The sequence below is a fragment of the Ensifer sp. Root423 genome (genome assembly GCF_001426275.1).
GTDB classification, from domain to species: Bacteria; Pseudomonadota; Alphaproteobacteria; order Rhizobiales; family Rhizobiaceae; genus Ensifer; species Ensifer adhaerens.
In genome coordinates this window covers 122,377-144,927 of sequence record NZ_LMEG01000016.1, presented here as the reverse complement: position 1 = coordinate 144,927, position 22,551 = coordinate 122,377, and the positions used below count along the sequence as shown (strand labels likewise).

General features: G+C 61.2%; 17 protein-coding genes. 15 read left to right on the top strand and 2 right to left on the bottom strand.

Annotated features, from left to right (window positions below):
* Window positions 1-42 precede the first annotated feature (42 nt).
* Entirely contained in the window at window positions 43-267 is a 225-nt protein-coding gene (locus ASD01_RS36030) for a hypothetical protein (protein ID WP_162251000.1), read from the bottom strand.
* Here ASD01_RS36030 and bamA point away from each other — a divergent pair.
* The 6 genes from bamA to lpxB are packed head-to-tail and all read left to right on the top strand — an operon-like array spanning window position 209 to window position 6,990.
* Window positions 209-2,542, top strand: a complete 2,334-nt coding sequence (gene bamA / locus ASD01_RS17015; RefSeq protein ID WP_034796697.1) for an outer membrane protein assembly factor BamA — start codon at window positions 209-211, stop codon at window positions 2,540-2,542. The genes ASD01_RS36030 and bamA overlap by 59 nt on opposite strands.
* Window positions 2,543-2,588: 46 nt before the next feature.
* On the top strand, window positions 2,589-3,656 hold the full coding sequence (gene lpxD / locus ASD01_RS17010) for a UDP-3-O-(3-hydroxymyristoyl)glucosamine N-acyltransferase (RefSeq protein ID WP_034796696.1): 1,068 nt from the start codon (window positions 2,589-2,591) through the stop codon (window positions 3,654-3,656).
* Window positions 3,649-4,113, top strand: a complete 465-nt coding sequence (fabZ, locus tag ASD01_RS17005) for a 3-hydroxyacyl-ACP dehydratase FabZ (RefSeq protein WP_034796695.1) — start codon at window positions 3,649-3,651, stop codon at window positions 4,111-4,113. Before lpxD ends, fabZ begins: the two co-directional genes overlap by 8 nt.
* Window positions 4,110-4,925 carry an acyl-ACP--UDP-N-acetylglucosamine O-acyltransferase gene (gene lpxA, locus ASD01_RS17000; RefSeq protein WP_034796694.1) on the top strand — a complete coding sequence of 272 codons (816 nt, stop codon included), beginning with the start codon at window positions 4,110-4,112 and terminating at the stop codon, window positions 4,923-4,925. Before fabZ ends, lpxA begins: the two co-directional genes overlap by 4 nt.
* Window positions 4,926-4,930: 5 nt before the next feature.
* Window positions 4,931-5,818, top strand: coding sequence for an LpxI family protein (locus ASD01_RS16995; protein ID WP_034796693.1), 888 nt, complete (start codon window positions 4,931-4,933; stop codon window positions 5,816-5,818).
* Window positions 5,815-6,990 carry a lipid-A-disaccharide synthase gene (lpxB, locus tag ASD01_RS16990; protein ID WP_060530023.1) on the top strand — a complete coding sequence of 392 codons (1,176 nt, stop codon included), beginning with the start codon at window positions 5,815-5,817 and terminating at the stop codon, window positions 6,988-6,990. Before ASD01_RS16995 ends, lpxB begins: the two co-directional genes overlap by 4 nt.
* Window positions 6,991-7,189: 199 nt before the next feature.
* On the opposite strand, the gene gltA is transcribed toward lpxB, so the two are convergent.
* Window positions 7,190-8,479 (bottom strand): citrate synthase, encoded by a 1,290-nt coding sequence (gene gltA / locus ASD01_RS16985; protein WP_034796688.1) that lies wholly within the window; start codon window positions 8,477-8,479, stop codon window positions 7,190-7,192.
* Window positions 8,480-8,794: 315 nt separating this feature from the next.
* On the opposite strand from gltA, the gene ASD01_RS16980 reads away from it, so the two are divergent.
* The 9 genes from ASD01_RS16980 (at window position 8,795) to exoR (ending at window position 22,515) form a co-directional block, all read left to right on the top strand.
* A complete protein-coding gene (locus ASD01_RS16980; RefSeq protein ID WP_034796761.1) occupies window positions 8,795-11,269 on the top strand; it encodes a ComEC/Rec2 family competence protein in 2,475 nt (824 codons plus the stop codon).
* Between the two features lie 183 nt (window positions 11,270-11,452).
* Complete coding sequence (gene exbB, locus ASD01_RS16975; protein WP_034796759.1) at window positions 11,453-12,535, top strand: tonB-system energizer ExbB; 1,083 nt, start codon at window positions 11,453-11,455, stop codon at window positions 12,533-12,535.
* A 3-nt stretch (window positions 12,536-12,538) separates the two neighbouring features.
* On the top strand, window positions 12,539-12,964 hold the full coding sequence (exbD, locus tag ASD01_RS16970; protein ID WP_034796684.1) for a TonB system transport protein ExbD: 426 nt from the start codon (window positions 12,539-12,541) through the stop codon (window positions 12,962-12,964).
* Between the two features lie 204 nt (window positions 12,965-13,168).
* Complete coding sequence (locus tag ASD01_RS16965; protein ID WP_034796677.1) at window positions 13,169-13,834, top strand: protein-L-isoaspartate O-methyltransferase family protein; 666 nt, start codon at window positions 13,169-13,171, stop codon at window positions 13,832-13,834.
* A gap of 288 nt (window positions 13,835-14,122) precedes the next feature.
* Window positions 14,123-15,490, top strand: a complete 1,368-nt coding sequence (locus ASD01_RS16960) for a TolC family outer membrane protein (protein WP_034796676.1) — start codon at window positions 14,123-14,125, stop codon at window positions 15,488-15,490.
* 208 nt (window positions 15,491-15,698) lie between these two features.
* Window positions 15,699-16,502, top strand: coding sequence for a PopZ family protein (locus tag ASD01_RS16955; RefSeq protein ID WP_034796675.1), 804 nt, complete (start codon window positions 15,699-15,701; stop codon window positions 16,500-16,502).
* A gap of 121 nt (window positions 16,503-16,623) precedes the next feature.
* Entirely contained in the window at window positions 16,624-19,464 is a 2,841-nt protein-coding gene (locus ASD01_RS16950) for a valine--tRNA ligase (RefSeq protein ID WP_060644186.1), read from the top strand.
* Window positions 19,465-19,963: 499 nt separating this feature from the next.
* Complete coding sequence (locus tag ASD01_RS16945) at window positions 19,964-21,241, top strand: outer membrane protein transport protein (RefSeq protein WP_034796673.1); 1,278 nt, start codon at window positions 19,964-19,966, stop codon at window positions 21,239-21,241.
* A gap of 467 nt (window positions 21,242-21,708) precedes the next feature.
* A complete protein-coding gene (gene exoR, locus ASD01_RS16940; protein WP_034796672.1) occupies window positions 21,709-22,515 on the top strand; it encodes an exopolysaccharide production regulator ExoR in 807 nt (268 codons plus the stop codon).
* Window positions 22,516-22,551 lie beyond the last annotated feature (36 nt).

Below are 22,551 nucleotides of genomic sequence, written 5' to 3'. Positions count from 1 at the left end.
GTGAACGATTGGTTTTCAACGGCTTGCGACGAAAGGTTTTGTTTACGATAAATCGAAGCTGTAGTGGCCGTTAAGCCACGGTTCGAATTGAAGTAAACAGAAATTAACGAGCTGGCTTGCTTGTATGGGAAAAGCGGTTAAAACGGCAACCGTGACCGGAGTCGGCACGAAACTGCCGCGCGACGTTTGGAAAAGGTAAGATTTGAACATGAAAGCTGGTTCAAGGTTTTTGAACGCGGTGTCGGCGGCTGCGCTGTCAACAAGCATTGTTGTTTCCGGCGCTGGTGTTGGGTTGCTCGCAGGCACGTCCGTTGCAGAAGCTGCGGTCATCAATCGTGTCGAAGTGCGCGGCGCCACGCGCGTCAGCGCTGAGACGGTTCGCGCCAACATCACGATCGTTCCGGGCAAGAGCTTCAACAACACCGACATCGACGCTTCCGTGAAGCGCCTGTATGCGACCGGCTACTTCTCCGACGTCAGCATCAACGTTTCCGGCGGCACGCTGGTCGTCAGCGTCAGCGAGAATCAGCTCGTCAACCAGGTCGTCTTCAACGGCAACCGCAAGATCAAGGACGACAAGCTGCAGGGCGTTGTGCGCACGCAGCCGCTCGGTCCTTATAGCGAAGCGACGGTTGAGACGGACATTCAGTCGATCAAGGACGCCTATGCGGCGATCGGTCGTGGCGATGTCACGGTGACGACGCAGGTCGTTCCTGTGGCCGAAGGTCGCGTCAACCTCGCGTTCGTCATCAACGAAGGCGAGCGCACCAAGATTTCTCAGATCAACTTCGTCGGCAACGAAGCGTACAGCGACGGTCGCCTGCAGTCGGTCATCGCGACGAAGGAATCGGGCATCTTCTCCTTCATTACGCGGAAGGACGTCTACAATCCCGACAAGCTGCGCGCGGACGAAGAACTGTTGCGTCAGTTCTACTACAACCGCGGCTACGCCGACTTCCAGGTCGTTACCTCGGATGCGACCCTGAATGAAGCGACCAACGAATACACGGTGACGATCACCGTCGAAGAAGGTCCGCGCTACGACTTTGGTTCCGTCAACGTCGAATCGACCGTTGAGGGCATCAACGCCGAAGAACTGAAGGGGCTTATCGTCAGCCGTCAGGGTTCGGTCTACAAGGCCAAGGACGTTCAGGCGACGATGACCGAGATCTCGAAGCGCGTCGCTTCGGCTGGCTACCCGTTCGCTCGCGTCACGCCTCGCGGCAACCGCGATCTCGGCAACCACACGATCGCCGTCGACTACCTCGTCGACCAGGGCGAGCGCGCCTATGTCGAGCGAATCGAAATCCGCGGCAACACCCGTACCCGCGACTACGTTATCCGTCGCGAGTTCGACATGGGTGAAGGCGACGCCTTCAACCAGGAAATGGTAGCGCGCGCCAAGCGTCGTCTCGAGGCTCTCGGTTACTTCTCGACTGTCAACGTTTCGACCGCTCCGGGCAGCGCCGCTGACCGTGTTGTTGTGATCGTCGACGTACAGGATCAGTCGACCGGTTCGTTCGGTATCGGTGCAGGTTACTCCGCCGGTAGCGGTGGTGGCTTCCTCGTCGAAGCTTCGATCGAAGAGAAGAACTTCCTCGGTCGCGGTCAGTACATCCGCGTCGCCGCTGGTCGTGGCGACGAAAGCCGGACGTACAACGTTTCGTTCACCGAGCCGTATTTCCTTGGCTACCGTCTGGCTGCAGGCTTCGACGTCTTCAAGAACGAAAACGACTTCGATGACGACAACTATAGCTACGAAGATCAGGGCTTCAGCCTGCGCGTGACCGCGCCGATCACCGAGAACCTGTCGACGACGCTGCGTTACAATTTCACGCAGTTCGACTATAGCGGTAACGTCGCGAAGCTTTCTTCGCCGTACGTTCGCGCGGTCGAGGGTGGCAATTGGGTTCGTTCGTCGGTCTCGCAGTCGATCACCTACAACACGCTCGACGATGCGCAGCTGCCGCATGACGGCATTCTCGCGACCTTCACGCATGAATTCGCCGGCCTCGGTGGTGACTCCGACTTCTACAAGATGACCGGTAAGGCCAAGTGGTACTACACCGTTAACGACGAAGCCGACATCATCGCTTCGCTCGGCGGTAGCGCCGGCCATATCTTCGAAACCGGTAGCGATCTGCAGGTCTTCGACCAGTTCCAGCTCGGCACCAGCGACATCCGTGGCTTCGAGCGTAACGGTGTTGGTCCTCGGGACAAGGCAACGGGCGATGCGCTCGGCGGTACGACCTACTTCACGGCTTCGGCCGAGGCGACGTTCCCGCTTCCGGGTATCCCGCGTGACAGCGGCTTCCGCGGTGCGGTCTTCGCTGATGCCGGCACGCTTTACAGCAACCAGGTCCAGATGGCCCCGGGCGAGACCGTGCAGGGCAACAACTCGTCGCTGCGTGCATCGGTCGGTGTTGGTCTGATCTGGGCTTCACCCTTCGGTCCGCTGCGCGTCGACTACGCATGGCCGATCGCCAAGGAAGATTTCGACAAGGTTCAGAACTTGAAGTTCGGTATTTCCTCGTCGTTCTGATAAGAAGCAGTCCAGAACTGCCAGAAAAGATCGTTCTGGAGTGTACATGGAACAGAACTGGTTTTTTCCGCCCCACGATGGGATCCGCCTGGGCGACCTGGCGGATCGAATTGGGGCGGAATTGGTGGATGTCGCGGTCGCTGACCGTGCTGTCCGCTCCGTAGCGCCGGTCTATCGGGCAAAGCCCGGGGACGTCTGCTATATGTTGTCTCGCAAGAGCCGTGCCGAACTCGAAACGTGTGAGGCATCGGCGATCATTTGCGATAAGACGATTTCGTCTCTCGTCCCTGCACATATTCCCGTCCTTTTGACAGCGCGCCCGCACACGGCCTTTGCGCTTGCTGGCACGTTGTTGCACGAGATTGCGATGCGTCCGGCTCGCAATACGAGCCTGCGCGGCATCGCGCCTGGCGCGTTCGTGGATCCGACCGCGCGGCTTGAAGACGATGTCGAGGTCGAACCGACGGCTGTGGTTGGTGCTGGCGCCGAGATCGGCCGCGGCACGCGGATCGCGGCCGGCGCGGTCATCGGCCCAGGCGTGCGCATCGGTCGCGAGTGCACGATTGCCGCAGGTGCAAGCGTGCTTTGCGCTCTCGTCGGCAACAGCGTGATCATTCACCCCGGCGCTCGCATCGGTCAGGACGGCTTCGGCTATGCGCCGGGTCCGAAAGGCGGGATGATCAAGATCGTTCAGGTCGGACGGGTGATCATTCAGGATCATGTCGAGATCGGCGCGAATACGACCATCGACCGTGGCACGATGGATGACACAGTGATCGGCGAGGGTACGAAGATCGACAATCTCGTTCAGATCGGTCACAACGTGCGCATTGGTCGCTATTGCGGCATCGTCAGCGGGGTCGGCATCGCCGGCAGCACAAAGATCGGCGATGGCGTCATGATCGGCGGCGGCAGCGGCGTCAATGGCCATATCACGGTTGGTGATGGCGTCCAGATCGCCGCCATGAGCGGCGTGGCGGCTGATGTTCCCGCCGGCGAACGGTACGGCGGTATTCCAGCGCGCCCGATGCGTGATTTCCTGCGCGACGTTGCGGAAATGGCCATGCGGGCAGAGGAAAGACAGAAAAAGAAGAAGGGCGGCGCGAATGAGTGAAGCAGCAACGGTTCTCGGCACGGCGGATATTCAGGAAATCCTGAAACTGCTTCCCCATCGCTACCCATTTCTGCTCGTCGATCGCATCATCGAGATCGACGGCGACAATTCGGCGATCGGCATCAAGAACGTTTCGGCGAACGAGCCGCATTTCACCGGCCACTTCCCGGAGCAGCCGATCATGCCGGGCGTCCTGCTGGTCGAGGGCATGGCGCAGACCGCCGGCGCGATCTGCGCCCGCAAGGTGGGAACCGGCACGAACCTGGTCTATTTCATGACCATCGACAATGCCCGTTTCCGCAAGCCGGTCGTGCCCGGAGATCGCGTCGAATTCCATGTCGTGAAGCAGAAGCAGCGCGGCAATATCTGGAAATTTCACTGTGACGCAAAAGTTGACGGGCAACTTGTCGCAGAAGCTGATATCGGCGCGATGATAGTCAGCAAGGAAGACGCCTGAACATGATTGCAGCATCTGCGAAGATCCACCCGTCCTCGATCGTCGAGAGCGGTGCTGTGATCGGCGAGAACGTCAAGATCGGCCCGTTTTGCTACATCGGGCCGAAAGTCGTTCTGGGCGACGATATCGAGCTTCTCAGCCATGTCGTGGTGATCGGCCGGACGACCGTCGGCAAGGGAACGAAGATTTTCCCGAACGCCGTGGTCGGCGGTGATTCCCAGAGCGTTCACCACAGCGCCGTCGATACCGAGCTTCTGATCGGCACCAATTGCACGATCCGTGAAGGCGTGACGATGAACACCGGAACCGTCGAGCATGGCGGTAAGACGGTCGTCGGCGATAACAATCTCTTTCTCGCCAACTCGCACGTGGCGCATGATTGCCGCCTCGGCAGCAACATCATCCTGTCCAACAATGTGATGCTGGCGGGCCATGTCACGGTCGAAGATCGCGTCATTCTCGGCGGCGGCTGTGCGGTCCACCAGTTCACCCGCGTCGGCCGTCAGGCCTTTGTCGGCGGTCTGTCAGCTGTCAGCTACGACGTCATTCCCTATGGCATGCTCAACGGCAATCCCGGCCTGCTGAGCGGTCTGAATGTCGTCGGCATGAGCCGGGCTGGCATCGATCGTGCAACGATCCATGTGGTTCGCCGCGCCTACAAGCAGATCTTCGAAGGGCCGGAATCGATCCGCGCCAATGCCGCAGCGATTCGCGAAGACTATATGGATTGCGCGCCGGTCATGGAAATCCTCGATTTCATCGGCGCCGAGAGCGACCGCGCGCTATCTTCGCCGCAACGCGGCAAGGCCTGACCGTGATGTCTTCTGCTGCGAGCCGCGCGGCGACCAGCGGCCGGCTCGCAATCATCGCTGGTGGCGGCGCGCTGCCTCATCACGTCGCCGAAGCGGTTCGTGCACGCGGCGAAGATCCCTACATCATCGCGCTCACGCGTGAAGCGGAAGAATCCGATTGGGTCGATTTTGACCATTCGGTTCTGGCGATCGGCGATTTCGCCAATATCAGCCGCACATTCAAAGAAGAGGGCATCGACCGCGTCGTCTTGTCCGGGTGGGTTCGGCGTCGGCCGGAGTGGCGCGATATCCGCCCGACGTTGCGGACCCTCGCAAAGATACCGTCAGTGCTGAAGACCTTGGTCTCGGGCGGGGACGATGCGGTTCTGCGCATGGCGATGCAGCTGATCGAGGCAAGCGGCGCGCACGTCATCGGCGTGCACGAGGTGGTACCCAATCTCCTGGCCGAATCGGGCCCCATCGGTGCTGTGAACCCTGACGGTGACGACCAACGCGACATAGAAGCGGGCATCGCTGCGGCCAACGCGCTCGGCGCGCTCGACGTGGGGCAGGGGGCGGTTGCGGTCGGCGGGCGTGTCGTAGCGCTCGAGGGCGCCGAGGGCACGGACGCCATGCTGGAGCGCGTCGCCGTCTTGAAGGCGGAGGGCCGCGTCTCTTCGCGCCGGCGCGGCGTTCTCGTCAAACTTTGCAAGCCGGGACAGGATCTGCGCGCGGATCTGCCGTCGATCGGCCCGTCCACCATCGCGCTTGCCGAGCGGGCCGGTCTTGCCGGTGTTGCCGTCGAAGCCGGACGGGCGCTGGTGCTGGAACGTAGCGAAGTGGTCAAGGTCGCCGATCAAGCGGGGCTTTTTGTCGCCGGAGTGGAGCGCACGTCCGGAGGTATCAGACGATGAACGCGCCACGTTACAAGCTCGCAGTGATCGCGGGTGAAGTTTCCGGCGACCTTCTGGGTGCCGATCTCGTCCGCGCGCTTCGGGCGCAAAGCCATTCCGACGTCGAACTCGTCGGGGTCGGCGGCGAGGCGCTGGAGGCCGAGGGCCTTCGCTCGTTGTTCGACTATTCCGAACTGTCGATCATGGGCTTCACCCAGGTGCTCGCCCGTCTGCCGAAGCTGATCATGCGTATTCGCCAAACGGCAAAGGCGATCATCGCAGCCCGACCCGACGCGCTTCTGATCATTGATAGCCCGGATTTCACCCACCGCGTGGCGCGAAAAGTGCGCGCCGCATTGCCGGATCTGCCCGTCATCAACTACGTCTGCCCGAGCGTCTGGGCCTGGAAGCCGGAGCGAGCACCGCGCATGCGCGGCTACGTCGATCACGTGCTCGCCGTCTTGCCGTTCGAGCCGGAGGCGATGGAGCGGCTGCAAGGCCCCCCGACCACTTATGTCGGCCATCGCCTTGCAAGCGACGCCAATGTGCTCGCCGTTCGCGCAAGCCGCCAGCCGCGCCTTGCGGGCGCCAAGGACGGGCGTGTTGAGACATGCCTTCTATTGCCGGGCTCGCGCTCCAGCGAGGTCGGTCGCCTGCTGCCGATCTTCCGCGCGACAGTCGAGGAACTCGAAGCCCGCCATCCGGGAATTCGCTTCCTGCTCCCGACCGTCCCGCGCCAGGAGAAGCTGGTGCGGGAAATTACCGCATCCTGGACGATCCAGCCGGAAATTTCCGTCGGTGCGGCCGACAAATGGGCGGCCTTCGATCGAGCCGACGCGGCGATTGCTGCTTCGGGTACGGTCATTCTGGAACTCGCTTTGGCTGGCGTGCCCGTGGTTTCAACCTATGCGCCGGATTTCCTGGTGAAGTTCCTGCACAAGCGCATCCGCATCTGGAGTGGCGCACTGCCGAACCTGATCGCGGATTTCCCGATCGTCCCGGAATATTTCGGCGAATCGATCCGCCCCGGGGCCTTGACGCGCTGGATGGAGCGGCTTTCGGGCGCAACGGCGCAGCGGGCCTCGATGCTCGACGGTTACGCGCTGGTGCAGCAGCGCATGACGACCGATCATCCGCCGGGCGAGATGGCAGCCAAGATCGTTCTTGGCTATCTCAACAAGAGCAAGCCGTAAGACTTAGCGCCGCCCGAGCGCGCGATTGCCGCAATACTTCTGAAGATGGTGCCTGGTGCAAAGTGTGCGCTAGGGTGGCGTTGTGTTGCCGCCATTGCGAGACCGGCCACAACTGGTCAGAAACGTCGATCCTAGCCTGCAAAAACAAAAGCCCGGTCATCGCTGACCGGGCTTTGTTGTCTCTGCTGATTTGTCAGTCTTAGCGCTTGGAAACCGGCACGTAGTCGCGCTGCGGAGCGCCGACATAGAGCTGGCGCGGACGGCCGATGCGCTGTTCCGGATCCTCGATCATCTCGTTCCACTGCGCGATCCAGCCGACGGTACGGGCAAGCGCGAAGAGAACGGTGAACATGGTGGTGGGGAAGCCGAGAGCCTTCAGCGTGATGCCCGAGTAGAAGTCGATGTTCGGGTAGAGCTTCTTCTCGATGAAGTACTCGTCGGTGAGCGCGATGCGTTCGAGTTCCATCGCCACTTCGAGAAGCGGATCGTCCTTGTGGCCGAGTTCGGCGAGCACTTCATGCGTGGTCTTCTGCATGATCTTGGCGCGCGGATCGTAGTTCTTGTAGACGCGGTGACCGAAGCCCATCAGGCGGAACGGATCGTTCTTGTCCTTGGCGCGGGCGATGAATTCCGGAATACGGTCGGCCGTGCCGATTTCGGCAAGCATGTTGAGCGCCGCTTCGTTGGCGCCGCCGTGAGCCGGGCCCCAGAGGCAGGCGATGCCGGCCGCGATGCAGGCGAACGGGTTGGCACCCGACGAGCCGGCGAGGCGAACCGTCGAGGTCGAAGCGTTCTGTTCGTGGTCGGCGTGCAGGATGAAGATACGGTCCATGGCGCGCGACAGAACCGGGTTGACGACATATTCTTCGCAGGGAACGGCAAAGCACATGCGCAGGAAGTTCGAGGCGTAGTCGAGGTCGTTCTTCGGGTAAACGAAGGGCTGGCCGATGTGGTACTTGTAGGCCATGGCCGCAATCGTCGGCATCTTGGCGATCATGCGCAGCGACGCAACCATGCGCTGGTGCGGATCGGTGATGTCGGTCGAGTCGTGGTAGAAGGCAGAAAGCGCGCCGACGCAGCCGCACATGACGGCCATCGGGTGTGCGTCGCGGCGGAAGCCGGTGAAGAAGCGCGACATCTGCTCATGCACCATGGTGTGGTGCGTGACGCGATAGTCGAAGTCAGCCTTTTGCGCCTTCGTCGGCAGTTCGCCGTAAAGCAGCAGGTAGCAGACTTCCAGGAAGTCGCCGTGCTCGGCGAGCTGTTCGATCGGATAGCCGCGGTGGAGCAGCACGCCTTCGTCGCCGTCGATATAGGTGATCTTGGATTCGCACGACGCCGTCGACGTGAAGCCCGGGTCGTAGGTGAACATCTTTGTCTGCTTGTAGAGCGAGCCGATGTCCACGACGTCAGGGCCGATGGACCCAGATCGCACCGGAAGATCCGCCGACTTTCCATCGAGTGTTACAACCGCGGTTTTATCAGTCATCGGACCCTCCGTCTTATGGCAACGTGGCACACAGACGTGCCACGACAATGAACGTTGCGAATTTGCTATATGATTTATTTTCGACTGCCAAGCTGTACGAAAGGCAAATTGTGCGATGCGAAAATGTGCATATGGCGACGCAATAATGGCATGTTACGGCAATAAGTCCAAAGAGATCAATAAGCTCGTCCGATGATGGTGCGGTACCATTCTATATAGGTTTGCCGCTTTTTTCGGCAGATAGCGCCTCGGTTGCAGTTGCGCTGCGTTGGTTGCATGATCGACCGCGAAGTCAGGGTCCAAAGTGCGGGCGCAATGAGCGAAACGGAAATTCGGCAAGCGTCGCTCGACGTCGAACGCGGAAGCTTCAGGCTTCCCGAATCCGATGCCGCCGTTGTCGCCGCGACATTACCTACGCGAGGCCGGTTCTTCCTGTTTCTCCGGCCATCGTGGCAAGCAATTGCGGGCCGCGCAGCTCGTTTCCGGCCTGCCGCGCTTAAACCGGCATTCCTCGCCGCGATCGAAGAGGAACGGGCATTCGGTCACGGTTTCGTGTTGATCCCGGTGTTCTTGATCTTCGGCGTGCTCGCCTGGCTGGCGCTGCCCTTCGATATCCGGATTGCCAATCTTGCAGTGCTGCTGTGCATTTTCGGAATAGCAGCGCTGGCCTGTCGGTGGCGGCTGGCGCCTTTGAGGGCTCCGTTGATTGCGGTTACGCTCTTCATCTGCGGCATGCTGCTGGTCGCGATCGAGACGTGGTGCATCGACACGGTTGTTCTCGACGCTCCGGTGACCACGAACCTGCGGGGCGTGGTCTTTTCGCGCGAGCAGGACGATCGCGGCCGCTGGCGCTACGGGCTGGAGATCGAGGAAACGAGCCGGCCAAAGCTGCGCCGCCAGCCGCTGAAGGCGACGCTGGTGACGCGGGGCTCCGGAGAGCCGTTTCCGCTCGGCGCGATGGTCGAGGGCAGGGCGCGGCTGTCTCCGCCCTCGGGTCCGGCGCTGCCCGGCCTGAACGATTTCGCCTTCGACAGCTATTTCAAGGGAATCGGCGCCGTCGGGTTTTTCTACGGCGCGCCCAAACTATCCGAGAAGGTGGCGACCGAAGAGCCCGAGGCGGCTTTCTCGCTGCGTTCGGCAGCGGCGAAAACGATGGCCGCAATGCGGGAAACGGTTGGCGAGAGGATCCGCGCCTCGATCGGCGGCGATACCGGCGCGCTTGCGGCGGCTCTGGTGACCGCAGAGGAAAGGGCCATCAGCCGGGAGACGGTCGAGGTGCTGCGACAGGCGGGGCTAGCGCATGTGCTGGCGATCTCCGGCCTCAACATGGCGCTGGCAGCCGGCACGTTTCTGATCGGCGCACGCACTGCTCTCAGCATGGTTCCGGGGCTGGCGCACCGTGTGCCGATCAAGAAGGTTGCCGCTGCCGGTGCGCTGCTGATGGTCTGCCTCTACATCCTCATTTCCGGCGGCGCCGTATCGGCACTTCGCGCCTGGATCATGATCTCGATCATGCTGGTCGCGGTGTTTTTCGACCGCATGTCGATCAGCCTGCGCAACGTCGCGCTCGCCGCAATCGTCATCGTGGTTCTCATGCCTTCGGCTGTGGCCGGGCCAGGCTTCCAGATGTCCTTCGCCGCCACCCTGGCGCTGGTTGCCGGCTACGGGCGCTGGCGCGAACGGCGCACCGGCAAGGCCGAAGCGGCTGGCGGCCGCAGCAAGGGGCGCCTCATCACCGGCGTCGCCGCAGGCATCCTCATCACCTCGCTCATCGGCGGCCTGGCAACGTCGGTCTATTCGATCGCCTACTTCCACAGGCTGCCGGCCTATGGCCTGCTCGCAAACATTCTCACCATGCCGCTGATCAGCATCGTGATCATGCCCTTCGGTCTGTTCGCCATGCTGCTAATGCCGTTCGGGCTTGAGCATCTGCCTTTGATGGCGATGGCGTGGGGTCTCGATCGGATGCTCGACGTCGCCCGGTTCGTGACGTCGCTCGATGGCGAGGTCGTGACCGGCCGCATCGGACCCATCGGCTTCGTGCTGATCGCGATCGGCGGTGTTTTTCTCTGCGTGCTGCGCAGTTGGCTGGCAATCTCTGGCATCGTGCTGATCTGTGCAGGCTTCTTCAGCCTGGCATTGGAAGATGGGAGCCGGCCCGACATCGTGATCGCCGAGGACGGACGCATTCTCGGTCTGGTCACGGATGATGCCATCGCAACGAACCGGCCGCGCCCGCCGGACTTCATATTTTCGCAATGGCAACGGGCGCTCGCCGTGGGGGAGCACGAGCGGCCGGTCATGCTCCCGCCTGCAGCCGATGATCTTTACCCGGCTATGGAACAGGCGGTCCGACGAGCGCCGCCGATCGATGGAGAGAAGGCTACGGCGATCCGTGCGGATTTTTCATCGGCCATCGAGGCAAGCCGGCCAGGTCGATTTGTCTGCCGCGACAAGCAATGGTGTGCGGCGCGCAGCGCCATCGGCTGGACGATCGTCACCCTCGAAAACCCGCGCCTCTTTCCCGCCCTGTGCGATCAGGCAGACCTGATCGTGGTCGCCGCGCGGGTCGATGTGGAAGCGTGCGCGCCGCGCCGAGCCCGCATCGTCGACGCACGGACGCTGCGCCGCACGGGCGCAATCGAAATTCGGGCGGAGCAGCAGGAAGGGCAGGGCTCACCCGTCATGCAAATCCGGCCGGCTTTCACGACGCTTGCCCGTCCCTGGGAGCGCCATCGCACCTATGATTGGCGCAGCGACACCTTCATCGAAGATCAGCCGACGCCCTGAAAACGCCTGTCCAGTTCCGGCTATGGGTGGTTGCGAAATTATTCTTGATTGATAAACTCCACAAATCCTTGTCATTCGGTTTTCCTTTGCTTAAAGAGCCCCGGAAGCGCGCAAGGGTAGCGGCGGATGACGGAAAACCCTTCGCCCTGACACGACGAAATGGACCAGTACGTGAGGAACGAGATGCCGAGACGAGCCCGATCGACGATCAATTTGTTGGCAGCCGCGATGCTGGTCCTGTCCTCCGCAGCTTCGCCAACGGCCGCCTTGGCCCAAGCGACGACGCAGGCACCCGCGGTTAATGGTACGCAAAGCGGCGCAACAGCGCCGTCCGAATCCGCGCCGACGGCAGAAAGTCAGGGCACGGCCGTAACCGTTCCGCCGGCGGAACCGGCGACACAGGCGCAGCCGACACTGCAAGCTCCTGCCGCTACGTCGGGCGAGGGGGCGCCGGTAGCCGTTGAAGGCGCCCCGGTGACGGCGGAAAGCACGCCTGGAACGGGCGAGGGTGCAGCAAGCCAAGTGTTGCCGCATGATCTTTCGCCGATTGGCATGTTCATGGCCGCCGACGTGGTGGTGAAGAGCGTGATGATTGGCCTTGCGCTGGCGTCCGTCGCCACCTGGGCGATCTTTGTGGTCAAGCTGCTGGAACTCTTTGGCGCCAAGGCGCGCCTGACGCGCGCAGTTCGCCTGCTGTCGGCTGCCAACGGCCTGGCAGACGTCAAGGGAGCCTTTGACGGCAAGTCGGGACCGGCGCCCGAAATGGTCGCCGCGGCGATCGACGAAATGGCCCGCTCGGAGGCGGTGATCGACCATGCGCCGACAGGCGGCCTGAAGGAGCGTGTTTCCTCGCTTCTGACCCGCATCGAGGTTCGCGCCGGTAAGCGCATGACAAGTGGCACCGGCATCCTGGCCTCGATCGGCTCCGTCGGCCCGTTCGTCGGCCTTTTCGGCACGGTCTGGGGGATCATGAATTCCTTCATCGGCATCAGCAAGGCACAGACGACCAATCTGGCGATCGTGGCGCCGGGCATCGCGGAGGCGCTTTTGGCGACCGCTATCGGCCTGGTGGCGGCGATCCCGGCCGTCGTCATCTACAACTATTTTGCCCGCTCGGTCGGTGGCTACAAGGTCATTCTCGCCGATGCTGCGGCGGCCGTGGAACGGCTCGTCAGCCGCGACCTCGACCATCGCCTGGCCCGCAAGGCGCAGCCGCGCCGCCAGGACTTCGGTCACACCGAGACGACCATCGCAAGGATCGGGTGACCTATGGCCGGAAAAATCAGCGACGGTGGCGGCGATCTCGATGAAAACGCCGAGATCAACGTCACCCCCTTCATCGACGTCATGCTGGTGCTGTTGATCATTTTCATGGTGGCGGCGCCGCTCGCCACCGTGGACATGAAGGTGGACCTGCCGCAATCGGCCGCAAAGCCGGCTCCGCGGGACGACAAGCCGGTCTTCGTGACTTTGAAGGCCGATCTGGCTCTGGCGATCGGCAACGATGAGACGGCGCGCGAGAGCTTTGCCGACGAGTTGAAGCGCCTGACCGAAGGCAATACAGAGACGCGCGTTCTGCTGCGCGCGGACAAAGCCGTCGACTACGGTGAGCTGATGACGGTGATGAACCTCATTCAGAACGCCGGCTACACCAAGATTGCCCTCGTTGGGCTGGAAGGCGCGCCGGGACGCTGATCCCGGCCGGCAATCGTGTTGCCTCCGCCATTCGCAGTGCAATTCCCTCCCGTTTTTCCGGCGCAGATTGCCGCTATCGCTTGAAACCGGCCGGGCGCCGATTTATGAGCTTACCTCAAAGGCTTTCCGACGGGAGCCAGAAGACGATCGTGCGTGCTTGCCCGAAAGCGGGCGCCGCGCCTATCCGGACACGAGGGCACTACCATGAATTTCGAAGCAGCGCGCACCAAGATGGTGGACAACCAGATCCGCACGACGGATGTCACGTCCCACTCGGTCCTGTCCGCGTTCCTGAGCGTGCCGCGCGAGGAGTTCGTGCCTGCCAAGATGAAAGAGCTTGCCTACATCGACACGGATATCTCGCTTGAGGTTACCAATGGCAACGCACCGCGTTTCCTGATGGAGCCGTCGCCGCTCGCCAAGCTTCTCCAGCTGGCCGAAATCGCCAAGTCCGATGTCGTCCTGGAGATCGGCTGCGGCACCGGCTACGCGTCCGCACTGCTGTCACAGGTTGCAGGTTCGGTCGTTGCGCTCGAAAGCGATGAAGGCCTCGCCGCCACCGCGACGGAAACGCTGTCTCGCCTCGGCTACGACAACATCGCCGTCGTGACCGGCGAACTCGAGAAGGGATATGCCGCCGAGGCACCCTATGACGTGATCTTCGTTCACGGCTCGGTCGAAGTCCTGCCGACCGCTTTGTTCGAGCAGCTGCGCGATGGCGGGCGGCTGGTCGTCGTTGAAGGATTTGGCAATGCTTCTCGCGCTAAACTCTATGTGCACGAGCACGGAAAGACGTCCGAGCGCCCCGATTTCAACACCGCGGTCAAGCCGCTTCCCGGCTTCCGTCGTGCACAGGAATTTGTTTTTTGAGGTCCCGCTTATTGAGGGATATCAACAATTAATTGCGTTGCTAAAATAACAATGTTGCCAATTCGCAACGCGGTACTTGTTTCTTTTTGAAATGGCTGCGCAGAGTATGGCTGCGCAGTTGTCGGAATGCTGATTCCGGGTTTCAAAGAGTGCAGTGGTAGTGATTTGCTCACCAGTGGGCGGTGTGAGCGCTTCATCGCCGTGTCTAGTTGGGGTCGCTTTTTGCACAAAGAGCGGCGCCGCGGAAATAGAGGGCAGGCTCTGCCGCCCCGATCGGAGAGAGAAGTAATGGTGTCGATTGTCCGCAAAGCGGCCCTCCTGGCCGCCGTTTCGACAAGCTTGCTGCTTGCACCGCACGCAGTACTGGCCGAAACGATCTTCGGCGCAATGGCCAAAGCCTACGCAAACAACCCTGACCTGAACGCCGCGCGGGCCGGCCTCAGGGCGACCGACGAGAGCGTGCCGATTGCCAAGTCCGGCTTTCGCCCCCAGGTGGCGGCATTCGCGTCCGGAACGCTTTCGACCATCGACAGAGAAAAGACCCTGAGCGAAGACCTCCACCAGGGACAGGTCGGCATCACCGTAAACCAGATGGTGTTTGACGGCTTTCAGACGCTGAACAATGTGCGCGCCGCTGAATCGAACGTCTTTGCGACCCGCGAATCGCTGCGCGCCAACGAGATATCGATTCTCCTTTCGGCCGCGACCATCTATTCCAACATCGCGCGCGACCAGCAGCTCGTATCGATCCGCAAGCAGAACATCGCCTTCCTTCAGGAGCAGGTTAACGCGGCGAAAGCCCGTCTCGATGTGGGCGAAGGCACCCGAACGGACGTGAGCCTCGCCGAAGCCTCGCTCGCCAACGCCCAGTCGCAGCTTATCGTCGCCGTCGCTCAGTTGAAGCAGAGCGAAGCGACCTATGTACAGATCGTCGGCGATGTGCCGCGCGGCATCAAGCAGGCTTCGCCGGCTTCGAAGGCCCTGCCGCGCACGCTCGATCAGGCCGTCGCGACAGGTCTGCGCGAAAGCCCGATCATTCTGTCGGCGCAGTACTCCGTTGATTCGGCCGGTTATCAGGTCAAGTCGGCGGAAGGCACGATGCTCCCCGGTGTGACGCTGCAGGGCCAGGTTGGCCGCACCACCGGCAATGCCAGCCAGTTCGATAGCAATGCATCGAGCATTACGGCTCGCCTCGAAGTTCCGATCTATCAGGGTGGCGCCGAGTACGGCCAGATCCGCCAGGCCAAGGAACGTCTCGGCCAGCAGCGCATCCTCGTCGATTCGGCGCGTGCGGCGGTACAGCAGACTATTGTCTCCGCCTATGCTCAGCTGGAAGCCGCGATTGCGCGCATCTCCGCCAACAAGGCGCAGATCTCCGCCGCCAAGCTGGCTCTCGATGGCGTGATCGAAGAGCGCAAGGTCGGCCAGCGTACAACACTCGACGTGCTTGATTCGCAGCAGGACGTGCTTCAGGCACAGGAACTTCTGGCCGTTGCCCAGCGCGACGCGGTCGTTGCGAGCTATTCGCTGCTTGCTGCCGCCGCGCGGCTGACCGTGAAGGATCAGGGCCTGCAGGTTGCCGAATACCGTGCCGAAGAGCACTACGAAGTGGTCAAGGACAAGTGGTTCGGTCTGCGAACCGTTGACGGTCGCTAAGGCGTCCGTTCGCATCATTGAGCACCTGCTAACGCCTCGGGTCTTCCCCGGGGCGTTTCTATTTTTTCCCCTGAAAACAAATCTGTGCAAGAATCCTAAGCGTTGATTCGTGGCGTATGTTTCGTTCGCGAACTCACTTAAGGTTTGTCGGAAATCGGCGCATGTCCAGTTTTGGGACACATGTCTGCCGCGTCAAACGAGGATGGAAATGGCACAGCTCAATGTCGCGCGTGAACCGTCGATGGATGAAATCCTGGCATCCATTCGCAAGATCATTGAGAGCAACGAACCCGGGCAAGCCGGATTTGCGCCGCAGGAGCAGTTCGAGGACGAGGGCAACGACGAGATCGAGCTGACCATCGACAGCGAGATCGAGACGATCGCCTTTGGCCGACGCGATGAGGCGCCCAAGGCCGCGTTTGTCGAACCGGTCGTGGACAGCCAGGCCGGGCTGTCGGAGCCGTCGCCGGTAGCGCAGCCGCCGCTTTCACTTGCCGATGTCGCAGCACGGGTTCGCGCCGCGTCCGAGCGTCATACGACGGGCTTTGCCGGACGTGAGGTGCCGCCTGCGCCGCAGGTCGTCGCCATTCAGGACAGTCCGGTCGTCACCTCGCGCATGGCGGCGGTTTCCGCGCCGAAAGCGCCGGTGATCGAGCCCGCTGCTGCTGTTGAGGCGCCGGCAGAGCCGGAAGTCGTAGCGCCGCCGCCAGTCGAACTCCCGGAAGTTCTAAGCGCGGTTCCGCCGGTGGCCGCCGTCGTTCCGCCGGAAGCGCCCGCGCCGGAGACGGCGCTTGCGGCGATCGTCTCGCCGGAGGTCGGCCGCAAGGTCGCTCAGTCGTTCGGCGATCTTGCCCACGCAGTGGATCAGGAATCGCGGCGTTCCTTTGATGAAATTGCCGAAGCGATGCTACGGCCGATGCTGCAGGAATGGCTCGATGACAATCTGCCGACGCTTGTCGAGCGGCTCGTCCGCGAGGAAATCGAACGCGTCGCGCGCGGCCCCCGCCGCTAAAAGCCGAATCCGAACACGAAAGAAGCCGCGCGATCGTCGCGGCTTTTTGCGTTCGTGTTGACTTGCACCGGCCGTTCCGGTTTACAAGACGCTGACATCAATCTCGTAAATTGGCTCCAAAATGCTTGATAAGACCTACGATTCCGCATCCGTCGACCCGCGTATCGCCAAGAAGTGGGACGAAGAAAACGCGTTTCGTGCAGGGGCGGGTGCCAAGCCCGGCGCCGACAGTTTCTGCATCGTGATCCCGCCGCCGAACGTGACGGGTTCGCTGCACATGGGCCACGCGCTCAACAACACGCTTCAGGACGTGCTCGTTCGTTTCGAACGCATGCGCGGGAAGGATGTGTTGTGGCAGCCGGGCATGGACCATGCAGGCATCGCCACCCAGATGGTCGTCGAGCGTAAGCTGATGGAGAGCCAGCAGCACCGCCGGCAGATGGGCCGCGAAGCCTTCATCGAAAAGGTCTGGGAATGGAAAGCCGAATCGGGCGGGCTCATCTTCAACCAATTGAAGCGTCTTGGCGCGTCCTGCGACTGGTCGCGCGAACGCTTCACCATGGACGAAGGGCTGTCCGAAGCCGTTCTCGAGGTCTTCGTTTCGCTCTACAAGGAAGGCCTGATCTACAAGGATAGGCGCCTGGTCAACTGGGACCCGAAGCTTCTGACCGCGATTTCGGATCTGGAGGTCGAGCAGCACGAGATCAACGGCAACCTCTGGCACCTGCGCTATCCGTTGGAGCCTGGCGTAACCTTCGATTACCCGGTCGCCTTCGATGAAGAGGGCAAGGCGACCGAGTGGGAAAAGCGCGATTACCTCGTCGTCGCCACGACGCGTCCTGAAACCATGCTCGGAGACAGCGGCATCGCGGTCAATCCGGAGGATGAGCGCTACAAGCCTTTGATCGGCAAGCACGTCATTCTGCCGATCGTCGGTCGCCGCATTCCTGCCGTTGCCGACGACTATGCGGATCCGACCGCCGGTACCGGTGCGGTGAAGATCACGCCTGCGCATGATTTCAACGACTTCGACGTCGGCAAGCGCGCCGGTCTGCGCGCGATCAACATCATGACGATCGAAGGCCGCATCACGATCAAGGACAACGAGGATTTCCTCGAAGGGCTCAGCGATCCGGCTGCCCTCCACGGTGCCTGGGACGAACTCGAAGGCAAGGACCGATTCGAAGCGCGCAAGATCATCGTTCGCATCTTCGAAGAGGCGGGCCTGCTCGACAAGATCGAGCCGCACAAGCACATGGTTCCCCATGGCGACCGTGGCGGCGTGCCGATCGAACCGCGTCTGACAGAGCAATGGTATGTTGACGCGAAGACGCTGGCCAAGCCCGCGATCGCCGCCGTCAAGGAAGGTCGGACCAACTTCGTTCCAAAGAACTGGGAGAAGACCTACTACGAGTGGATGGAAAACATTCAGCCCTGGTGCGTTTCGCGCCAGCTCTGGTGGGGGCACCAGATCCCGGCCTGGTACGGTCCGGACGGTCAGGTCTTCGTCGAAAAGACCGAGGAAGAGGCGCTGCACGCGGCGATCCAGCATTATCTGGCGCATGAAGGCCCGATGAAGGCCTATGTCGAGGATCTGCTCGAGAACTTCAAGCCGGGCGAAATCCTGACGCGTGACGAAGACGTTCTCGACACCTGGTTCTCCTCGGCGCTTTGGCCGTTCTCCACGCTCGGCTGGCCGAACGAGACGCCGGAACTGGAGAAGTACTATCAGACCGACGTGCTGGTCACCGGTTTCGACATCATCTTCTTCTGGGTCGCCCGGATGATGATGATGGGCCTGCACTTCATGAAGGATGCCGACGGCACTCCGGTCGAGCCTTTCCATACGGTCTATGTCCATGCGCTCGTTCGCGACAAGAACGGCCAGAAGATGTCGAAGTCGAAGGGCAACGTCATCGATCCGCTCGAACTGATCGACGAATACGGTGCTGACGCCTTGCGCTTCACGCTGGCGATCATGGCGGCCCAGGGGCGTGACGTGAAACTCGACCCGGCCCGCATCGCCGGCTACCGCAACTTCGGCACCAAGCTGTGGAACGCGACGCGTTTTGCCCAGATGAATGGCGTTACCAGCAGCGATGGTTTCATTCCCGAAACCTCATCGCTCACCGTCAACCGCTGGATCCTGACGGAGCTGTCGCGGACCATCCGCGACGTCACCGAGGCGCTCGATGCCTATCGCTTCAACGACGCGGCCGGCAGCCTCTACCGGTTCGTCTGGAACCAGTTCTGCGATTGGTACCTCGAACTGCTGAAACCGATCTTCAGTGGCGAGGACGAAGCGGCAAAACGCGAGTCGCAGGCCTGCGTCGCCTACGTTCTCGACGAGATCTACAAGCTGCTGCACCCGTTCATGCCGTTCATGACGGAAGAGCTCTGGGCGCAGACGGCAGGCGAGGGCCAGGAGCGTTCGACGTTGCTGTGCCACGCCGAATGGCCGGCGCCGTCCTATGCTGACGACACGGCGGCCGACGAGATCAACTGGCTGATCGATCTGGTTTCGGGCATTCGTTCGGTCCGTTCGGAGATGAACGTCCCGCCGGCGGCAACCGCGCCGCTGATCGTTGTCGGTGCCAACAACCTGACGCGCGAGCGCCTGCAGCAGCATGCGCAGGCCATCGGTCGTCTGGCGCGCGTCGAGCATATCGACCACGCCACTGTTGCGCCGCGCGGCAGCGCCCAGATCGTCGTTGGCGAGGCAACGGCCTGCCTGCCGCTCGGCAACCTGATCGACCTTTCCGCCGAGAAGGCCCGACTTGAGAAGGCGATCGCCAAGGTGGAAGCCGAGCGCGAGCGCATCCTCGGCAAGCTGGCCAATGAGAAGTTTGTCGCCAACGCAAAGCCGGAACTGGTCGAAGCGGAACGTGAACGCCTCGTAGAGCTCGATCTCCAGAAGGAATCGCTGAGCGTTGCGCTGACGCGCGTCGCCGAGGCCGGTTGAGGCCGTTAATCGACGGATTCAACGAGAGGGCGTTCAAGAGAATGCCTGACCGTCAGAAATCGAAATCCGCGGCAGAAATGCCGCGGATTTTTTATTTTAGAAATACAAGATATACTTCAGCCTATCGAGATTTGGCATTGATTCGATCAGTTGAATCTGCTGCGCGGGTCATTAAGCGCGCGTGGCGTTTGAGCGGAACTTCAACGGAGTTTTTCGCTGTTCTACCGCAAAAAGCGATAATGTTGTTCAGGCGACACAGGTTTTCGATGGTTTGGAAATCCATTCTAATTCAGTGGATTTCATCCATGATTTTGAAAAAATGGTTCCGATCTGGCGCCATTGTGGCTAAATCATGAGAATCTTACGTAAATTCTGTGACCGATCGAGCCTGCTAACTGCTAGATCTCGCATTTGCGATTTCACGGGATCGTGAGAATACTTCGGCCCACACGACATGAGGTGGAATGTCGCAGTTTTGCAGTGCAGGGGGAGGAGCTGGATGGCTCACATGAATTTAAAGCGGGGTGTTCTGTCGGTAGCAGCGGGTTTGCTGTTTGCCTCCGCCGCGCACGCGGGCGGTCTTGAGCGCGGCGGTTACAACATCGATCTGCTGTTCGACCCGTCGGATTATGCGGGGGAAGCGTCGGCGACCTACGTCAATCCGCAGCGCGAATTGAAGAACGTCCGTGATACCGATACCGGGAACACCAACATCCTTACCGGGACTTTTGGTGGCGGCAATCTCAACAACAGACCGAATACTGCTGACGACACCGAGAGCTACTGGGTTCCGCGCGTCGGCGTTAAGGCAGCCTTTGGTGACAGCGTCGACTGTATGGCTGACTACTCCCAGCCCTGGGGTGCCCACACCAATCCGGGGCAGAACTGGGCCGGTGCCAACAGCAATATCGAAACCAAGGTAGAGAGCGACAACTACGCCGCGACCTGCTCCTACAAATGGGACATGGGGCCAGGCCAGTTCCGTGTGATCGGCGGCGTCTTCTATCAGGAAGTCAACGGCTTCAAGGAACGGCTGGTTCAGGATTATACAGGCACGCCGCTCGCTGGTGCCTTTACCGGCATTGGCAGGCTCGAGCTTGGAGGGCATGGCTGGGGCTGGCGCGCAGGTGCTGCCTACGAAATCCCCGAGTATGCCTTGCGAGCGAGCCTCGTGTACAACAGTGCTGTCGATCTGGATAACCTCTCGGGCTTCATCGACCTTCGCCAGTTGGGCTTCGTTGTACCGGGTGTGGGCCTTGTGACCGGTACGAAATACGACGTAAACGGTGCGGCTTCGATGCCGGACTCGCTGGAACTCAAGCTGCAGAGCGGCTTTGCACCCGGTTGGGCGGCATTTGGCTCGGTGAAGTGGACGGACTGGAGCCAGCTTCAGGTTCTGAAGTTCTGCCCCGCCACGGTCTCCCGTACTACGCCATGCACGAGCCTTGATCTTCTCTACCGTGACGGCTGGACGATCACCGGCGGTGTCGGCCACAAGTTCAATGATCAGTGGAGCGGCGCCGTCAGCCTGACCTGGGACCGCGGCACCAGCCACGGTTATGGAACGCAGACCGACACCTGGACGCTGGGAACCGGTGTTTCCTACACGCCGACCGAGAACCTTGAGTTCCGTCTTGCTGGTGCTGTCGGCATCATGACCGGCGGCAGTTCCGGTGCGGTGAAGTATGGTGACGACGTCATTGGTGACGACGTTTCCTACGATTTCGACGACGACTTTGTCGGTGCCATTTCGACATCGATCAAAGTGAAGTTCTGATCCTTCGTCATCTGATCCTGCAAGGCCCGGTTTTACCGGGCCTTTCTTATGTGTGGAGCCTCTTAACCACGCGTCCGCACTGTCCCGCAATGTGACGATTCAGCAACACTTTTAATGCTAGAGTTTGCTAGGATCAGACTCGTTCCGGCTATGTCCATTTCCCGCCACAAACAGGGAGCAGCGATATAGGGACAAGCCTGCAATGTGAGTGCGATACCTGCAGCGTTTGGGGTGAAATGAAACTTGGATCGATGACCGTCATGAGAAATGTGGCCTCCGGCACGCCAGTGCAAGTGGTCCATTAAAATGACTGCTTCGGGGACTATGTCGAAGTTTCATTGTGGAAAGGTTGCGCCGGCTTTGTCGGCGGAGTTGGTGCAGTTCCCGGCGGCGGGTCGTCCGGGCTTGTGTGTTTGCAGCGGTGATGGGTTCGGCGTGGCCGGCTGGAACGGAAGAATTAGACTGTGATGCTTGCGGGTGAACTAAAGTCACTAAAGGTTGCGATACTCGGCGTGTCGCTGGCGGTCTGTGGGACCTTCGCCATGCCGGCCTACGCTTTTGATCCCGGTGCGGGCGTCACCAAGGAATCAGGTCCGTTCGCGCTCTTCAAGTTCGGGTTTTCCGCCTACAAGAATGGCCGCAAGGACGAGGCCGTAGAAGCTTACAAATACGCGGCCGAGAAGGGCCACACCGGATCCCGCTGGGCCCTCGCCAACATGTACGCCTATGGCGACGGCGTCGCCGAGAACGACCTCGAAGCCTTCAAGATCTATAGCGAAATCGCCCAGGAGGGCGTGGAGCCGGGGTCGGAAGACACCGGTTACTTCGTCAACGCGTTGATCTCCCTTGCCGGCTACTATCGCCGCGGCATTCCCGACAGCCCGATCAAGTCCGACATGTCCCAGGCGCGCCAGCTTTATTTCCAGGCGGCATCGACCTTCGGCGTCGCCGAGGCGCAGTTCCAGCTCGCGCGCATGCTCTTGTCGGGCGAGGGCGGTAGCGTGAACGTTCAGCAGGCCAAGAAATGGCTCAATCGTGCGCGCAAGAGCGGTCACGCCGGCGCCATGGGCGTCTTTGGCAATGTGATTTTCCAGGAAGGCCAGACCGTTCGTGGTCTCGCGTTCATGACTGCGGCACTCGACCAGTGTTCGCCGAAGGATCGGCCCTGGATGCAGTCGATGCAGGAGCAGGCCTTCTCGCTTGCCAGCGAGGACGATCGACGCACGGCAATCGCACTGTCGCAGAACCTGCACATGCAGGGCGACGACGACTGATTGTCATCGTCGAGCGGTCCCCGAACCGCCGCCGGC

What these genes read in the sequence shown, in the direction of transcription:
- ASD01_RS16945 (WP_034796673.1), top strand. Translation starts at nt 19,964, where the DNA reads ATGGCTCACATGAATTTAAAGCGGGGTGTTCTGTCGGTAGCAGCGGGT.
- exoR (WP_034796672.1), top strand. Translation starts at nt 21,709, where the DNA reads ATGCTTGCGGGTGAACTAAAGTCACTAAAGGTTGCGATACTCGGCGTG.
- exbD (WP_034796684.1), top strand. Translation starts at nt 12,539, where the DNA reads ATGGCCGGAAAAATCAGCGACGGTGGCGGCGATCTCGATGAAAACGCC.
- ASD01_RS36030 (WP_162251000.1), bottom strand. Translation starts at nt 267, where the DNA reads ATGCTTGTTGACAGCGCAGCCGCCGACACCGCGTTCAAAAACCTTGAA.
- ASD01_RS16995 (WP_034796693.1), top strand. Translation starts at nt 4,931, where the DNA reads ATGTCTTCTGCTGCGAGCCGCGCGGCGACCAGCGGCCGGCTCGCAATC.
- lpxD (WP_034796696.1), top strand. Translation starts at nt 2,589, where the DNA reads ATGGAACAGAACTGGTTTTTTCCGCCCCACGATGGGATCCGCCTGGGC.
- ASD01_RS16950 (WP_060644186.1), top strand. Translation starts at nt 16,624, where the DNA reads ATGCTTGATAAGACCTACGATTCCGCATCCGTCGACCCGCGTATCGCC.
- exbB (WP_034796759.1), top strand. Translation starts at nt 11,453, where the DNA reads ATGCCGAGACGAGCCCGATCGACGATCAATTTGTTGGCAGCCGCGATG.
- ASD01_RS16960 (WP_034796676.1), top strand. Translation starts at nt 14,123, where the DNA reads ATGGTGTCGATTGTCCGCAAAGCGGCCCTCCTGGCCGCCGTTTCGACA.
- bamA (WP_034796697.1), top strand. Translation starts at nt 209, where the DNA reads ATGAAAGCTGGTTCAAGGTTTTTGAACGCGGTGTCGGCGGCTGCGCTG.
- lpxB (WP_060530023.1), top strand. Translation starts at nt 5,815, where the DNA reads ATGAACGCGCCACGTTACAAGCTCGCAGTGATCGCGGGTGAAGTTTCC.
- ASD01_RS16980 (WP_034796761.1), top strand. Translation starts at nt 8,795, where the DNA reads ATGAGCGAAACGGAAATTCGGCAAGCGTCGCTCGACGTCGAACGCGGA.
- ASD01_RS16955 (WP_034796675.1), top strand. Translation starts at nt 15,699, where the DNA reads ATGGCACAGCTCAATGTCGCGCGTGAACCGTCGATGGATGAAATCCTG.
- ASD01_RS16965 (WP_034796677.1), top strand. Translation starts at nt 13,169, where the DNA reads ATGAATTTCGAAGCAGCGCGCACCAAGATGGTGGACAACCAGATCCGC.
- fabZ (WP_034796695.1), top strand. Translation starts at nt 3,649, where the DNA reads ATGAGTGAAGCAGCAACGGTTCTCGGCACGGCGGATATTCAGGAAATC.
- gltA (WP_034796688.1), bottom strand. Translation starts at nt 8,479, where the DNA reads ATGACTGATAAAACCGCGGTTGTAACACTCGATGGAAAGTCGGCGGAT.